The organism is Shimazuella sp. NTD247 (assembly GCF_059510415.1).
Genome location: NZ_JCAJZU010000006.1, coordinates 33553 through 50366, shown reverse-complemented (window position 1 = coordinate 50366; position 16814 = coordinate 33553). Strand labels below are relative to the sequence as shown.

17 protein-coding genes are annotated in these 16814 nt (G+C 38.6%); 11 read left to right on the top strand and 6 right to left on the bottom strand.

From position 1 onward, the window contains the following. Positions 1–38 precede the first annotated feature (38 nt). The 4 genes from AC5WOC_RS15295 to AC5WOC_RS15280 all read right to left on the bottom strand — a co-directional run bounded on the left by AC5WOC_RS15295 (position 39) and on the right by AC5WOC_RS15280 (position 5628). Positions 39–1544: a SagB family peptide dehydrogenase gene (locus AC5WOC_RS15295; RefSeq protein ID WP_496056282.1), complete on the bottom strand. Its 1506-nt coding sequence runs from the start codon at positions 1542–1544 to the stop codon at positions 39–41. A 12-nt stretch (positions 1545–1556) separates the two neighbouring features. Further along, complete coding sequence (locus tag AC5WOC_RS15290; protein ID WP_496056281.1) at positions 1557–3491, bottom strand: TOMM precursor leader peptide-binding protein; 1935 nt, start codon at positions 3489–3491, stop codon at positions 1557–1559. After that, positions 3492–5276, bottom strand: a complete 1785-nt coding sequence (locus AC5WOC_RS15285) for a hypothetical protein (RefSeq protein WP_496056280.1) — start codon at positions 5274–5276, stop codon at positions 3492–3494. Positions 5277–5376: 100 nt separating this feature from the next. Next, on the bottom strand, positions 5377–5628 hold the full coding sequence (locus tag AC5WOC_RS15280) for a heterocycloanthracin/sonorensin family bacteriocin (protein ID WP_496056279.1): 252 nt from the start codon (positions 5626–5628) through the stop codon (positions 5377–5379). A 672-nt stretch (positions 5629–6300) separates the two neighbouring features. Here AC5WOC_RS15280 and ilvB point away from each other — a divergent pair. The 8 genes from ilvB to AC5WOC_RS15240 all read left to right on the top strand — a co-directional run bounded on the left by ilvB (position 6301) and on the right by AC5WOC_RS15240 (position 12544). After that, a complete protein-coding gene (ilvB, locus tag AC5WOC_RS15275) occupies positions 6301–8034 on the top strand; it encodes a biosynthetic-type acetolactate synthase large subunit (protein WP_496056278.1) in 1734 nt (577 codons plus the stop codon). Next, the gene (gene ilvN, locus AC5WOC_RS15270; RefSeq protein ID WP_496056277.1) at positions 8031–8534 is read left to right on the top strand and encodes an acetolactate synthase small subunit; all 504 of its coding nucleotides are present in this window, start codon (positions 8031–8033) and stop codon (positions 8532–8534) included. The genes ilvB and ilvN overlap by 4 nt, the downstream gene beginning before the upstream one ends. Positions 8535–8566: 32 nt before the next feature. Then, positions 8567–9577, top strand: coding sequence for a ketol-acid reductoisomerase (gene ilvC / locus AC5WOC_RS15265; protein ID WP_496056276.1), 1011 nt, complete (start codon positions 8567–8569; stop codon positions 9575–9577). Between the two features lie 139 nt (positions 9578–9716). Beyond that, positions 9717–10793 (top strand): 3-isopropylmalate dehydrogenase, encoded by a 1077-nt coding sequence (gene leuB / locus AC5WOC_RS15260; protein ID WP_496056275.1) that lies wholly within the window; start codon positions 9717–9719, stop codon positions 10791–10793. 139 nt (positions 10794–10932) lie between these two features. Continuing rightward, positions 10933–11097 (top strand): hypothetical protein, encoded by a 165-nt coding sequence (locus AC5WOC_RS15255; protein WP_496056274.1) that lies wholly within the window; start codon positions 10933–10935, stop codon positions 11095–11097. 534 nt (positions 11098–11631) lie between these two features. Then, positions 11632–11799, top strand: a complete 168-nt coding sequence (locus AC5WOC_RS15250) for a hypothetical protein (protein ID WP_496056273.1) — start codon at positions 11632–11634, stop codon at positions 11797–11799. Positions 11800–11913: 114 nt separating this feature from the next. Further along, positions 11914–12162, top strand: coding sequence for a hypothetical protein (locus AC5WOC_RS15245; protein ID WP_496056272.1), 249 nt, complete (start codon positions 11914–11916; stop codon positions 12160–12162). 217 nt (positions 12163–12379) lie between these two features. Next, positions 12380–12544 carry a hypothetical protein gene (locus tag AC5WOC_RS15240; RefSeq protein WP_496056271.1) on the top strand — a complete coding sequence of 55 codons (165 nt, stop codon included), beginning with the start codon at positions 12380–12382 and terminating at the stop codon, positions 12542–12544. A gap of 115 nt (positions 12545–12659) precedes the next feature. On the opposite strand, the gene AC5WOC_RS15235 is transcribed toward AC5WOC_RS15240, so the two are convergent. Continuing rightward, positions 12660–13868 carry a PhoH family protein gene (locus AC5WOC_RS15235; protein ID WP_496056270.1) on the bottom strand — a complete coding sequence of 403 codons (1209 nt, stop codon included), beginning with the start codon at positions 13866–13868 and terminating at the stop codon, positions 12660–12662. Positions 13869–14075: 207 nt separating this feature from the next. Continuing rightward, positions 14076–15116 carry an aldo/keto reductase gene (locus tag AC5WOC_RS15230; RefSeq protein ID WP_496056269.1) on the bottom strand — a complete coding sequence of 347 codons (1041 nt, stop codon included), beginning with the start codon at positions 15114–15116 and terminating at the stop codon, positions 14076–14078. A gap of 279 nt (positions 15117–15395) precedes the next feature. Here AC5WOC_RS15230 and AC5WOC_RS15225 point away from each other — a divergent pair, with 279 nt between their 5' ends. The 3 genes from AC5WOC_RS15225 (at position 15396) to AC5WOC_RS15215 (ending at position 16749) form a co-directional block, all read left to right on the top strand. After that, on the top strand, positions 15396–16076 hold the full coding sequence (locus tag AC5WOC_RS15225; protein WP_496056268.1) for a DsbA family protein: 681 nt from the start codon (positions 15396–15398) through the stop codon (positions 16074–16076). Beyond that, positions 16073–16489, top strand: a complete 417-nt coding sequence (locus AC5WOC_RS15220) for a disulfide oxidoreductase (RefSeq protein ID WP_496056267.1) — start codon at positions 16073–16075, stop codon at positions 16487–16489. The genes AC5WOC_RS15225 and AC5WOC_RS15220 overlap by 4 nt, the downstream gene beginning before the upstream one ends. Positions 16490–16581: 92 nt before the next feature. Then, complete coding sequence (locus AC5WOC_RS15215; protein WP_496056266.1) at positions 16582–16749, top strand: YjcZ family sporulation protein; 168 nt, start codon at positions 16582–16584, stop codon at positions 16747–16749. Positions 16750–16814 lie beyond the last annotated feature (65 nt).

The window sequence follows — 16814 nt, the reverse complement described above, 5'->3', positions numbered from 1 at the left end:
AAAGGCACCTTGGATATATTCCAAGGTGCCGTCCTATTTTAAGCGTGTAAACAATTTGTAATTTGATTGGCAATCTTATAGTGACCAATGGGGATTTGAATGAGACAGCTTGCATCTGTTTCGTTTAATGCATAAAGCTGATCCACTTTATTGGTGTCATACCCCAATAATGGATGAGCACCGAGTTCCAATGCAGATGCCGCAAGTGCCATGCGTTGAACCATAATGCCCGCTTGCATCTGTTGTATGCGGTATTCTCTTATAGGGGATGTTTGCGTTGTGCCAATGAGATGGAGACAGATTGACACTTGATATAGATTGATATGCTGGTGAGTCAATGCTTGTTGCAAGTACATGCGAAAATCACCTTCTTGTACAAGGTGAAGCTGGTGTTTCTTATTATTATAAAGATAGATTCCGTTTGGAAGATGTTTTACATGATGAAAATATCCGCCGACTAGAAGTGATTCGCTTGGTTTGTGCAACGCAGTATTTTGTAACAGTGCTGCAAGTTGCTCCAAGGATGTATGCTTTAGGCGAAAATCACTACTGGGACTAGCGCGATTTTTACAAGTTTCATAAAAAGAAGCAGAAAGCTTAGTAGTTAAAGGTAAAGGAATAACTTGACGATAGGACTCCAAAGACAAAGGTAACTCCTTTTCTGTTTTTTTTAACGCTGTAGTATGTTGTAAGGAGGAAGCATGTGCATGTTGGAAAAGAGCGTCAGTAAAGGTTTTTTTCGAACCTAGATAATAGGAAGAAGATAGAGGTGGTATTTGTCCATATAATTCTTTCGTCGTCGTTGTTCCCGGGTTTGTTTGCTGATTGGAACCTTTTTTTTCAAAAAAGAGAGGAATAACAGCATATATGCTTTCCTGTTTTGTATTCAATCCTAGTAAGTGATTGAGTGCTTCATCCAAAAAATAATAACAAACAGATGTTGTAACTTTCATTCGACTGGTAACTTCTAATAATTGTCCTATGACCACACCAGAGTCCAGTGCTTGTAAACGATACGAAAAATTATGGTATTTAAAAAAGTTTTTCCAGAAGAGTGTAGAGACGAAAATACATGAGAAGCAATGCTGTATGTCGCAAGTATCTCCTAGTGATTGCGAGAGATAAGTATCAAAATTTCCTTCGCGTAATAATACGAGAGTATGCTTTGCTACATCATAGTGGTAGATTCCTGTTGGGAAGTCTTTTACCTTTAGATAGAGATACAGTTCGTTTGGATAAAGTGCTCCTCCAGAAGGGACAAACCGCCGAATGGAACTCATGGTATTTCCATCTGGATAACGAGTGTGGATGATCCTCGTATTTCCATACGTATACCAGAGGAGTTGAGCGATATCTTGTAAGGTGAAAGAAGATTGCCCTTCTTGTATTTTTGATGAAATTTCAGAAGTGAGAGGAAGTCTTATGGTCTGGTGTGTATATTGTTTATATGGAACTGGCGCATCGTGCCAATTGGGCTCCCAATTACGAGGGCGGATATTATCAGGGTCATAGTGCAGATAATGGAGGAAGTCAGTAGTTTCCAATATTTATCCCTCCTATGGAAATGGATGAGGATGAGGATTTAATTGATCGAGTGTCAAATTCTCTTTCTGGTACCCTAATAACTTCGGAACAGTGAGCACTCTTGGCAATCCGGTCAATCTTTTTAGGTAATGGCCAAATGTCATTGGCAGCATTCCTGGGATAATGACTTTGACGCAATGCAATTGATTTCGTTCTAATTCTTTTGTTGTTTGATTGACGACAATGACATCTAAGTCTAAGTCGTGACAAGTCTTTATCAAATACTGAAGATCATCTGTCAAATTATTTTTGCTGATGGGTGGTTTGTGGAGTTGTTGATATGTTTTTAAAGGCTTGTTTTGTTCCAGTAAAAAGCGGAATCGATGTTCTGTTTCCGGAATACTGTAGAGCATCGAATGATCAGGCATTTGTCGAACAAGATGAGGTTGATAAATCATATTTATATATTTGTTTCGAAGCTGTTTTGCTTGGCTGTCAAGTGTGAGCATCATGCCTGCTAGTTCATGGAGTGCATTTTTGGTAGCTTTTACTGGATCAAGATGTGTAGCTGCACCACAGATGATGTGAAAACCGGTTTCTTTTTTATTTTTAGCTAAAGCCCAGATACTTGGTATATGATGTTCCATTGTTGCATCAAATAAGTGAATTTCGTAGCCTGCAACTGCTTCTATACGGTATAACATGAGACTCAATTCTGTATCATGAGCAGAAAATGGATCGAGTTCGGAAAGCGGCAGCTCGGTATACCATGTCATCAAAAATGCATCTCTTTCCATCACTTCTAATATGCCATGGAAGATCGCCTCTTCTAGGCATCCTCCTAGTGCACAGCCATTGGACGTTTCATATATATATCCATTGTCATTTCCTAAACTGTAATAGGCTAATCGTTCCGGAACTAAGATCGGACGATTTTGGCGAAAGGAATATCCCCAAACCCAATTTATTTTTTTATCAGGGTCAAACCGCTGAAAAGGAAAGTCAGGCATACTATATTGTTCTTTGGAATGTACTCCTATTTGTTCAGGATGAAGTGCATCTTTTGCTACACGATGATAACTATCATATACAATTGTTTTTTTTCCTCTTGGAGCAATACCGCAAGAACGCTCTAATCCCTCGAAAATAGCAGTAATTTCACTGTCTTGAAAACGATGTGTTCGACCTGCTGTCATTTCTGAGCCGATATACAAAGGGAGTTTTACACTCACAGAAGCAAAGGGCGATAAGAAATCATGTGCTTTTTGATGAAGAACACCCGTCCGGTTGTCGTAATAATCTTCTTTGAGTTTAGTTTTCCATTTTTCAAATGATTGAACACGAAACGAATGACTACTATTTTTAGGTGCAGCTTGAAGTCTTATTTCTGCGGCATCTGGTGTATCCAATGGTAACTTTCCACAAACAGGGCATAGTGGATCAGCTAATAGTTTGTGTCGAGAAGTTTGCAGGGTTGGCAAATAAGTAATAATCATTTCATTTCTCATTATCCTATCTTCCAATAAAATGTCTTTTATCTCGTGTGCAACCATATTTGTTACATATTCAACAGCAAAAGTAGTTATCCAAGGATCTTTGTGATTCTGCTTGTTTTGATGAAATTTTTGATACAAGGACCACATTTCTTGGCGGTCTTTTCCACCTGCTGTTACTCTGCGATCTGCACAATGAAAGCAACATTCTTTCTCCTTATGTATCACCGGACCTATTATTGCTTCACCAAAACGAACAAATACTCTTAGCCAAGGGATGGTTGCAGTTTGAAATACTTCATGATGCAGTTGTGGTTGCCAATTATCATGAACAACGAGTAAAAAGGAAATATCACTCTCATTTGTCCTTTTCCAATCTTTTGGAAGAGAGTGAATAGAAAAGTCGTCTTGTAAAATGTTTGCAATTGAATTAGCAAGTTCTCCTTCTCCCCATATCCCAATCGTTGGTTTCATCTATCTTTCTCCTTCTCGTAACTTTACAGCGACAACATAGAGATGTTCTTGAATCATTTTTTCTACGGAAACTTGGAAAACATCCATTTTACTTTGTTGTTTGTTTAATAATGCAAGTGCTTTTTCTAGTTTTTCCTCAGGATTGATGAAAGGAACAGGATCAAACATACCGCTGGGAAGCACTCGATTACTTACGTTATAAGTAGAGACTGGTTCCTTATTTGTTTGCAGAAAATGAAGCGTTTTTTGAAGTGCTTGTTGAAGTGCATCAGAATTATGATATCCGACTGCTGATATCCAAGTATTCTCCTTTTTTATAGAAATAACCGGGAATCCCTTTATTAGTTCTTTTGTATATAAAATAGGAGAGTATCCCATTGTTTCGATGCATTTCGCATAGTACCTACTTCTTTCATCTAGTATTTTTTCATATGTAATAGAGTAGGTAAAATCAGAGTTTCGATCTCGAGAGAAAGAGTGGCTGAGTCGTGCCATCAGGGCACGATATACTGCTTCTGCTATATTTTCGCCAGCACCGATTGCACAGTCACTTATGTCGCTTATATATTGCTTAGCATGGGCTTCGACTCCAGATTTCCCTGCTTCTCGCCATGCTTCTTCATGGTTCCATCCGGAGTAAATCAGTTGCAGAGAGTTTGGTAGAGTTACTTGGCATTGTGATAATGGAAGCTGTAATAAATTTTCTGGACCAAATGAGTGAAATATCCCTGTTTGTTGTGAAGTGATCTTCGAAAATAAGTATCGAAGATCGCCTTGCTTCTGTTGTGAGTGCAGCCAACTATCTTCAGGAAGCGGAGTTAGTGTAGGGTCTGAATGAATAGAGGAATGTTTTACAACAGGTTCCCATTTTCCTTCAAGTGTAATGGGATCAAGAGTATATAAACTGGGATGAATTCGATCTACTAAGTGGTGAAACCAACGGAACCAAAAAAACGATAGTTGACTGGCCACTAATCCAATGAAAGGATTACTAACGTTTTCTCTATTATTTCTATCTTTTGTGTAGATTGTTTCTCTCATCAAATCCACATTATTTGCGGTGCTTACAACGCCTATTTTAGGTGAAATAATAGCTGAAAGTAAGGTCTTCTCTTGATATTTACATTCACTGTGAAGAGAGGAGAAAAATTCTTTGTTATTTTGATCACCTATATACAAGACAACATCTACGGAATGAATGAACTTCATCCATGCAGGATTATTTGTAAGATCAGTTATTTCTGTATCTTCTTGATGCGCAAATGGTTTTACGAGATCCACTTGTTGTTTTGTTGTGTCATTCGTACAATAGAAAAAAATGGTTGTTACTCCAGATTGTACGAGTGATGAGATAAGATAATCAAGAAAATAATTTGATCCGACAACAAGTATTTTTGCCTGTCGGTACTGCTCAAAATGAAATCCTCCAGAACCAAGGTGGTGATCCAAATATTCAATCTGTTGCTCGTATTTTTTTTGTACATGCTCGGTAAGGTTATGCGGTTGATCTTGACTTACGTCTCTTATATAACCATTGTTTAGTAAAATGTCGGACAATTCAAAAACGCGTTGTTGATACTTTTCTGGTAAGTCATTTGTAATTTCATTCAGTGTAAGTTTGCCATTGAAAACGGGCATAAGTTTCTCCATCCATTGGTATACATTGGAGCCATGCATTCGAAAGGAGTGGGTATTATTTCGAAAGTAAACACCTCCCCCAGCGTCTGGAGTAAAATATGTATCTTGATTTACTTTTAAGCGGGCAGATTTTAAATTACTTGTCATGCCGTTACTCCTTTCTAAGCAGAGATCTCTATAGTTTATGATTGTTTGCTTGTTTACTTTCTTTATAAAAAAAAGCCCAAGCACAAAAGGGCTTGAGATTTTAAAAAAACGGAAAGAAAGGAAAAAATGGAAAAAATGGTGAGCAACCGCCACAACCGCCACAACCGCCGCAACCGCCGCATCCACCGCAGCGATGAAAACCACCACAACCGCCGCAACCGCCACATCTGCCACAGCGTTGTGCGACATCTGCATCTTCAAATTGTTCCATATAATGCTGCCATGGAGACATACCTTCTTGTGCATATTCATCTAAGCTTAGTTCTTGTAAATCTTTACTGAAATCCGTCATTTCATGACCTCCTTTAATAGCAGTGAAGGAAGAATGAAAAGATTCATTCGTCAACATATATGTATGCCTATGAACTACTTTGGGTTCCTGTTTAATCCCCGTATAACGTCAAGAATACAAAAAGAATATGCCGGGAAAGAAAATGAATAATTTTAGAAGGTATAAATATTTAATTGTAGCAACTTTCTTACCTTCACAAAGAAACAAGTAAAATAATGTGCAACTTATGACAGCGCTACCATTTTTGTAATATGAAATATCAGGATAATGGGTTGACAATCGAAAAGGGAGGTAGATATAATAGCACCTAAATAATAAAAAAATAACTGTATTTCTCAAAACTTAAACAAAATTATTGACATGATTAAAACAATGATGAGGATATAAGTGATTTACCAATACGCGGAACAGAGATTTTTGGGAATAGCTGAGACCCAAAACCGTACGTATTTTGCTTCTCACCTCTGAGTTACATGCCGAAAGAGTAAAACATTTACTTTAGTAGATCATGATCGGTTGTCGCCGTTATCGACCGAGTACAAATGTACTTGATGAGACTGGATGCTGCGAGGCTTCAGTGAACTTGGGTGGTACCACGAAACTGTTCGTCCCAATTAGTGATTAGATCACATGGGATAGTACGGTTTTTTTATTTTTAAAGGAGGAATTACTTTGGCTCCCCAATTAGAATCAAAAACAAATTCTATTGGCTTGGAAGAAAAAAAGTATACAGGGTCTGAAATACTGCTTCGTTCGCTTGTCGAAGAAGGAGTAGACATGATTTTTGGTTATCCTGGGGGTGCAGTCCTTCCTATTTATGATTCATTATACGATGGGCATGTAAAACATCTATTAACGAGACATGAACAAGGAGCAATTCATGCAGCCGATGGGTATGCAAGGGCAACTGGAAAACCAGGAGTTGTTATTGCTACCTCAGGACCAGGTGCAACAAATTTGGTTACAGGAATTGCTACTGCTATGATGGATTCCATACCGCTTGTCTGTATAACAGGAAATGTTCCTTTGAATTTATTAGGAACGGATGCATTTCAAGAAGCTGATATCACTGGTATTACCATGCCGATAACAAAACACAATTACTTGGTGCGAAGTATAGAAGAAATACCGACTATTGTAAAAGAAGCATTTACAATTGCAACTACCGGAAGACCTGGTCCAGTATTGATCGATATACCAAAAGATGTTTCGCAGGCAACAAATACGTTTACTTATCCAGAAGAAGTAGAGATTCGAGGTCTTTATAAGCCGGAAAAACCAAATGATGTTCAAATCGGCAGACTGTATCAAGTAGTTCAGCAAGCGAAGCGTCCCGTCATTTTAGCAGGTGGTGGAGTTGTAAGGGCGAATGCGCAAAAAGAACTGATTGAATTTGCAGAAAAATCGAATATCCCTGTAACGACAACGTTTATGGGATTGGGAGGATTCCCCAGCAGGAATGACCTTTGGTTGGGAATGCCTGGAATGCATGGAACTTATGCTGCAAATCATGCTATTCTCGAATCCGATTTATTAATTGCCATTGGTGCGCGATTTGATGATCGAGTGACAATGGGAAGAATTGATAAGTTTGCTACTGGAGCGAAAATTGTACACATCGACATCGATCCAGCCGAAATAGATAAAAATGTGCATACTTATGTGCCGATTATCGGAGATGTGAAAGAAGTATTAACGATAGCAAACAAACAAGTTCCTCCAGCTGATTCCAGCAACTGGATCACAACATGTGATGCATGGAAAAAAGATTATCCTTTGCAATACAAAGATGCTGATGAACAAGTATTAAAACCTCAATGGGTTATTGAACATTTGGACCAAACAACGGAAGGAAAGGCAATTGTTGCTACTGATGTTGGCCAGCATCAGATGTGGGTTGCCCAGTATTATCAGTTCTCCGAACCGCGTTCGTTACTTTCTTCTGGTGGATTGGGTACCATGGGTTTCGGTTTTCCAGCGGCAATAGGAGCACAATTAGCAGCTCCCGATCGTACTGTTATTGCTGTGACAGGAGACGGTGGATTTCAGATGACATCCCAAGAGCTAGCGGTGGTAGCACTAGAAAATATTCCTGTGAAAGTAGTTATTGTTAACAACCAATGTCTAGGTATGGTTCGCCAATGGCAAGAAGTGTTTTATAAAGAGCGCTACAGTGAAGTAGATCTTTCTGGAAGTCCAGATTTTGTGAAGTTAGCAGAGGCCTATGGTGTAAAAGCTTGGAGAGCGAGAAATAAATCAGAGGCAAAAGAGGCTTGGAAAGAAGCTTTGGCACATCCTGGTCCTGCAGTCGTAGATTTTTGGGTCAATCCAGGTGAAAATGTTTATCCAATGGTAGCTCCAGGCACTGGTTTAGATGAAATGATGATGGGAGATGAAGAGCAGTGAGACATATTTTCTCTGTATTGGTTAACAATCGTCCCCGTGTCTTAGCTCGAGTCTCTAGTTTGCTTGGTCAACGAAATTTTAATATTGAAAGTATTAGTGTCGGTCAATCAGAAGAGAAAGATTTATCTCGAATGATCATCGTCACCAATGGTGATGAACGTACACTCAATCAATTATCCAAACAATTATCGAAATTAATCGATGTGATTGAAGTCCGTACGATAACGGAAACCACGAGTGTCGAAAGGGAACTAATGCTAATTCGTGTTACAGCAGGTGCAAATGTTCGATTAGAAATCCAAGGTATAATCGATCCATTTCGTGCATCAGTAGTAGATGTGGGACATGATTCCATGATGCTGCAAGCTACAGGAGATCGAGCAAAACTGGACACATTAACTGAATTGCTTCGTCCCTATGGGATATTAGAAGTAGCCCGCACTGGTGTAATTGCACTCAGCAGAGAGTTAGAACACATTTCACTCTCGACAGTTATTTAAAAAATATAAAAAAGAATTTTGGAGGAATTATTATGAGCAAAATGTATTATGAAGGCGATGCAAATCTTCATCTTTTCAGTGGAAAAACAGTTGCAGTAGTAGGGTATGGAAGTCAAGGACATGCACAAGCACAGAACTTGCGTGATAGTGGTGTGAAAGTAGTGATCGGGCTTCGACAAGGGAAATCATGGGAACAAGCAGAAAATGATGGTTTTGAAGTTTTTCCAGTTGATGAGGCTGCAAAACAAGCAGACGTGATCCAAATTTTACTGCCTGACGAACACCAAAAACATGTTTATGAAACACAAATCAAAGACAATTTGGAAGCTGGAAATGTATTGATGTTCTCTCATGGATTTAATATCCATTTCGGACAAATCGTAGCTCCTGCTGATGTAGATGTAATTCTTGTAGCACCAAAATCCCCTGGACATTTGGTTCGTCGTGTATACCAAGAAGGTTTTGGAGTGCCATCCTTAATTGCTGTTCATCAAGATGCGAGTGGTCAAGCGAAAGATATTGCACTTGCCTATTGCAAAGGAATCGGCAGCACTCGTGCAGGTGTCATTGAAACAACCTTCAAAGAAGAAACAGAAACAGACCTATTTGGAGAACAAGCAGTACTTTGCGGCGGTGTAACTGAGCTGGTGAAAAATGGTTTTGAAACATTAGTCGGAGCAGGATATCAACCGGAAATCGCATATTTTGAATGTTTGCATGAATTGAAGTTGATCGTCGATTTGATGTATGAAAAAGGTTTGAGTGGTATGCGTCATTCTATCAGTGATACAGCAGAATATGGAGACTATGTAAGTGGAAAACGAGTTGTTGGAGAGCCATCCAAACAAGCAATGCAGCAAATTTTAAAAGAAATCCAAGATGGCACATTTGCAAATAATTGGATTGCAGAAAATAAAAATGGTCGTCCAGAATTCAATAAAGTGGCTGCAAGTGAAAAAGAACATCAAATCGAAAAAGTTGGCAGCGAACTTCGTAAAATGATGGTTTGGGTCAACAAAGAACCTATTGGGTCAAACAATTAATTGGCAAAGAAGTACATTTAGCAGCGAAAGCATACCTAGGCTGATGCAGTTAATCGATTATTAGCAAGATTAAACTTGGTTCAAAACTTTAGAAGGTGTATTAGAAATTGCTGCTACCCTTCACAAGGGGGAGTAATCATTGGTAACGAAAAAACAAATTGTTGTGATACCCGGTGATGGTGTTGGACCTGAAGTAATGCAAGCTGCCAAAAAAGTTTTGGAAGTAGTGGAGAAAAAGTATCATTACGATTTTCATTACGAAGAAGCACTGGCAGGTGGAATTGCTACCGATACAGTAGGGATGCCATTACCAGAGGAAACGTTGGAAAAAGCAAAAAAAGCAGATGCGATTTTATTTGGTGCTGTGGGTGGCCCGAAATGGGATAACCACCCTCCTCACCTTCGCCCCGAACAAGCTTTGCTCGGACTGCGAAAATCATTAGGTTTGTATTCCAATCTAAGGCCAATTGTGTTATTTCCAGGGTTGGAAGAAAGTTCTACCCTAAAGCGTGAAGTTATTCAAGGTGTTGATTTTGTTGTTGTAAGAGAACTCACTGGTGGAATTTATTTTGGTGAGAAACAAAGAGAAAAAGATGATGCAGGTTATGAATATGCTTCTGATCTGCTTATATATCATGAACAAGAGATCGAGCGAATTGTAAGACTTGCATTTCAGATGGCACAAAACCGAAAAAAACGACTTACTTCTGTCGATAAAGCAAATGTATTAGAAAGCTCACGTCTATGGAGAAAAGTAGTTGATCGGATGAAAGCTGATTATCCCGATGTTACGGTTGAGCATATGCTTGTCGATAATTGTGCAATGCAATTGGTTCGTCGTCCCACTTCCTTTGATGTAATTGTTACGGAAAATATGTTTGGTGATATTTTAAGTGATGAAGCGGCGATTCTCACTGGGTCGATTGGAATGTTACCTTCAGCGAGTTTAGGAGAAGGAACACTAGGTTTTTATGAGCCAGTGCATGGGTCTGCACCAGATATCGCTGGTCTTGGGATTGCAAATCCAACTGCGATGATCTTATCAATGGCGATGATGCTTCGATATTCGTTCCAAGATGAACAATCAGCTGTTGATGTGGAGAAAGCTGTGGAACAAGTGCTACATATGGGATATCGTACGCAAGATACAAAGACGGATCCAGAAAAAACACTAAGTACTATCCAATTTGCTGAAAAAGTAGCGAGTTTTTTATAAACCAGTCCATCGAGGCTGGTTTTTTGTTGTTTTACATTTTATTATAAATTTATAGAATTAAAAGTTTACTTTTTAATTTTCTTCTTGTATACTTGTAAAGAGTATGTAACTCATCCAACTGCTAGATTTGGGAGAGAGAATGAGTCAGCAGAATGAAAAGGATGAAGTGCGAGTGCCGGGGAATCAGGGATCGGAGGAGTCTCCAACGTACCGCATGCTTGGAGAGGAAGTTACTCCGCGTTTCGTAGAGGAGTCGAAGACTCGCCGTCCTCGTGTGAAACCTCCTGTTCCCAATAAGGGTTAATACAAACATTACCTTTTGGACTCGATGAATTTCATCGGGTCCATCTAACAGAATCAATTGGGAAAAAAAGTGCTTTCATAAAAATCTAAATTCCAACGAATAAACCTAACCATTTTTGGCTAGGTTTTTTCGTTATATAAAAATGTAAGTACATCAAAATTTGCGGCAGTTATTAGTGGTTGCAATCTGGTTCGTTGCAATAACGCATTTTTAAAACACCTCCTTCACAAAAGGAAATGATTCTCTATTATTATACCAAATGGCAGGAGGGATTGTTAGAATAATTTACTTTTATGTTTTATTCTGAAATATATTTTAAGAAAATAAATTGACTATCAATCGAACTATGTTTTTCGACTGGATTGATCTGGAGAAGCTTAACAGTTCTCGCATTGATCTTGCGCTGGAATCCGAATTTCAGTAATGAGACCCAATGAATAAAACTTTATGTTATAATAGATAAATACTTGTTCAGCCCAAAGAGCAATGTAAACTTATTCATTAGGCGAATACCTCAAAAAGGTGGGATACCATATGGATAAACAAAATAACTTTATTGCAAAATTTCGGAAACTGCCTACAGAACGCAAAGCGATGATCGCAGAGACGGCAGTTGTGATGATAAGTTGGCTAGCGAAAAAAGCAATTCAAACATATCAGCATCGAAAAAACAAGAAACACCAAGCGAAAGAGAGCGCATAATGCGTTCTCTTTTTTTTATAATTATTATTTACATATAAAATGTATATTCATATAATAAAGATGTTCTTTCTATTTAACAACTCTCATGCTTTTTGGGAGAAAGGGCAAGCTGATATGGGTGTCTTTGGCAATTTCCTTGACAATGTTCAGCAGGGATTTGCTTCCATCATCAATGAAGGTACCGATGCTGCGGCAGATGTGGTCAACGAAGGAACTGACGCAGCGGGTGCTGCCGTTGGTACAGGTGAAGAGGCTGCAAGTGATGCAGTCAACTCTGGTACGAATGCTGTAACCAATGTGATCAACGAGGAAGCCGATACTGCTACGCAGGGGCTGGGCGATATCGCAGGTGATTTCTTCTAGTTCCATCGGTAGTTAGATACTCAACCCTGGGGCGAAGCGTATGCTTCGCCCCGGGAACTCTGACAATTTCTTATTTATAGATAGATTAAACTGCTGTGCGAAAAAAACAGTTTTGTAATAACATTCTCGAACAGATTTACTATTTTTAAAGAATTCTCTATAATGAGGATAGTCCATTTTAATCGCTATCTCTCAATTATGAGAGAAAGGACAAAACATGTCTGGGATCGATTCTTCTGCTGTTGACGGTACGCAGGGCACCAATGAAGCTTCTTCCAGTGGCGATGCCACTCAGGCACACAGGGAGAAGACGATCGAGCGAGTCTTCGGTACTGAGGATCGCACGGTCGTCGATGGTGTCGCAGACGTCACCCTCGGCTGATCGAAAGCCCTAGGCTGTTCCGGGATGGTAATTGTATTAATGGTTCCATCCCGGAACCCATGGAAAAAATACCATCATGAATAGAGAAAAACTGCCATGAAAAATGGCAGTTCTTTTACATTAGATCTGCTTTTTTTGCGATTTCACTGCGATAAATATGCGGCAGTTCTACTTCCCCATAGTAATCTTCCCCGCGAAATACTTCTGACAGCCGACGCATTCCATTGTTTGCACCTTCGTAGCTGCTATGGTCGACTTGGGCATCAAAATCCCCGTCGATAATGAGTTTAGAATCTTCGCCAATTCGTTGTACTGCAAGCTTCATTAAGTCTACATCAAGGTTTTGTGCTTCAATAATATAGACAATTGCTCGGAGTCCTGTTGTGTCAAATCCGCGAATATCACTGAAAGGCAACAATATGAGCTTTGGCGGTTCTTTGTCTTTTCCCTTTAGTAAATCTTCTACGATCATTTTATCCCCAAATTTACTGCATAACATGGAACCTATTGCAGAATCCATAATTTTTTCATCTCTTGTGCCAGGGTAAAAACCTAGTTTTGCACTATTACGAGAGGCCATTGGATTGACAAAACAAATAAGCCGATCATACTTTCCTTTCTCAATTTCACGCATTGCATAATTTAAAGCGATCAGCGATTTACCTGACCCTGCTTTTCCTTTGATCATAGTAATCGTGTTCGTACGTAAACTATCTAATGCACAGCGTTGATAGGCATCTTTGGGAGAAAATTTTCCAAAATACGTAGTATCAAAACCGCGGGGCCTGACATAAATATGACTGTCTCCGGTCCATCTTAATAAATCAACATGATTGCTTCCATCTTTAATCACTAAATATTGATTTGGTAACAAGTCAAAATGGTTGACGTCCAGATTATGGCACAGTGCCGCGTAACGAGTATCTTCTACATGACTTTCTACATATCCGTAATATTGTTTTTCCTCAATATCCAATTCTAATAAAGGAATTTGGAATCCGCGGGCTTTTTGTTTCAACAATAAATCGTTTGTAATTAACCCAGATTGACTGTCAATACAACACTGCAAAATTTTGTTATCAGCATAGTTTGCATCGAAATTGTTTCCTAGCTGTACTGTATAATCCTTTACATCAATCAAAATCCGATCCAAATGCTGTTCGATAAATCTGGTAGCAGAACGTGCTTGATAAGCCAGGGATTGATTTTGTGAAAGTTTATGCTTCTCAAGTTCTCTTAAAACTATTGATGGAACAACAATTTGATGATGATTGAGTTTGTCTGTACTGTTTAACAAAACATTGGTATCAACAACATATCGCATGGAGGCGAATACCCCCGTTCTTAGTTTATAATTACAGTTTCTCCCGTTTTCTAAATAAATGAGAATGTATTTTTTGGAATCCCTGCAGGAAATAGTAGAGTTTTTAATATCTACTATTTTATGCCAAAAAAGAGAATTGGAACCAGTCTGTTTATCTAAATTTAAGGAGAAAAGAGGAACCCGAAGATTCCTCTCTGATAAGTAGGTTTATTGTTTGATAGCGACTGGAGTTGGTTTGGATTTGCTGTTTGAAAAAGGCTGTTTTAAAGCTTCTTTTTGTCCGTTTTCCCAAAGCTCTTCAATTTTTTTCAGTTCTTCTGCAGTAAATGGTGTTTTTTCACTTGCTTCTGCAAACTCTTTTAAGTTTGCTTCACTCGTGATATTTGGTAAGACTGATTTGATCGCAGGACTAGATAGAGAATATAAGATAGCAGCTTGTCCAATCGTGCGGTCTGTTCCTTTGTAAATAAAACTCCAATCTCTTACTGCTTGTACACCAGATTGCATCCATTTTACTGGACGGTGGTTTCGATGATCTGATTTGTCGAAGTGTTTATCTGGATCATATGAGCCATCCAAAAGTCCAGAAGCATGAGGAACCCTTGCAATCAAAGAAGTCCCTTCATCTTCGGCTGCTTTAATCAATGCTCTTGCAGGATCTTGCTCAATCAAATTATTAATAATTTGTGCCATGTCCATTTTTTGTTTTTGGATAGTTGCTAAACCTTCATCCAACCAGCCAATATCTGGCCCTAATGCAACACCATAACTGCGAATTTTTCCTTCTTCTTTTAATCTCTCTAATGTTTCCATCACTTCGTCATTTACGATTGCTTCCATACGCGCATTGTGAAGTTGGTATACATCAATGGTTTCAATGTTTAAACGTTTTAAACTTGCTTCACAAGACTTGCGGATCGATTCTTTATCCCAGAACTGGGGTAGTTCACTGTGTCCGCCATGGCGATCTCCGCGTTTTGCGAAGATGTCATAACCGAATTTGGTTGCAATAACCACTTTGTCTAATAAACCTTCTAGTGCCTCGGCAAGTAAAGTTTCTCCCTTTCCTTGTCCATAGACATCCGCAGTGTCAAAAAAGGTAATTCCATAATCTTCATAAGCTACTCTAAGTAATTTTTTTGCTAGCGTCTCATCTTTTACTCCCCACCATGGAGTAGCAACTGACCAAACTCCAAATCCAACTTCTGAAACTTTTTTATCCACATTTTTCATGGAACGATATTTCATTGATGTCTGCCTCCTTGCTTACGCAATTATACTAATTATGTAATCTATTTATTAAGTATCAACCAATCAAACACATTGTAACACATTGTGAATCGTTACATACAAAGCGAAGATACAGGACAGATATAAATATAATTTATCCAATATTTTCCTAACACATTAAAAGATGAAATTTTTCTCTATCCTTGTTATTATTTTTTGTATACTTACCCTAATTGAGCACAAAAATTAAATCGGTTGGCTCATATAGTGTATATTTATAAAATAGAGGTGAAGCTGGTGGCGAATCAAAAAAAGTCCCGCGATATGCAAGGAATTGTTCTAGGTACTGTACTTATACTTGTAATTGCACTAGGCATATATGGAGTTGTAGGGCAGTTTACAAGTAATAACGAAGCTACAGAAAAAGTTTACTCCATTAATTACACAGGACAACCATTTTTAGGGAAAGCAAATGCCCCTGTGAAAATAATGGAATTTGGAGATTTTAAGTGTCCTGTTTGTAAACAATTCCACGATAAAATTATGCCTCAATTGAAAAAAGACTTCATTGATACTGGGAAAGTTTCTTTTTATTTCACCAATACACAAGTCATTGGTCCTGACTCCTTAACAGCAGGAGAAGCAGGGGAGGCTGTTTTTAAACAAAATCCGCAAGCTTTTTGGAAATATTTTGATACCATTTACAAAAACCAAGGAAACGAAAATGTACAATGGGCGACACCAACATTTTTGGTTAATCTAATTAAAAAGAATATTCCAGAAGTGGACTCGAAGAAAGTAGAGCAAGACTTGCAAAAGAAAACATTTGAAAAAGAAACTCTCGCAGACAATGACAAATTTAATGCTACAGCTATTGGTGGTGTACCTGCAATTATGATCAATGGAAAATATATAGAAAATAGTCTTTCTTATGCAGATATTAAAGCAGCGATTGAGAAAGAGTTGCAAGCAAAATGAAAGCATTAGCAGATCGCTTTGGATTGTATTTCGCATGGCTGGTAGCGATGATAGCGATGGGTGGCAGCCTTTATTTCAGTGAAGTAATGGGATTTGTGCCATGTGTGTTATGCTGGTATCAACGTATATTGATGTATCCGCTTGTTATTTTGTTAGGCATAGCTACTTATCGCCAAGATAAAAAGATCTCCACATATGTATTACCGCTTTCCATTATTGGATTGGCTATTTCTTTGTACCATATTGTTATCCAACAATTCCCGAATTTAGCTTCGGCTGCTACTTGTAAAGCAGGTGTTCCTTGTACAGTTGATTACTTGCATTTATTTGGTTTTATCACGATCCCAATGATGGCGGCAGTTGCATTTTTGCTCATTAGTGTGACTCTGTTTCTCACAAGGAAAGCAGCATAAATTAGGTGTTTTCCTGTGTGAATATCTATTGCCAATTCTCCTGAGGTACATAAGGTAGTGATATAGAAAAAGTACTAAAGGAGGATTCTCACATGAGTGGATTCGGATCTTTTGGATTTTTAGGAACCGGTATTGGTGTTTTGATAGCCATCATCATCATTATAGTGGTATTAGCATTGATCTTCGGCTGGTTTAGCTGGGGGCTTGGTGGATTTGGCGGCGGTTTTGGTCCTGGATTTGGCGGTTTTGGATGTTTTTAAATCCTCCTTTGGAGGATTTTTTTGTTTCAAAAATATTTTGACCCTCTTTAAATTTTGTAGGATAA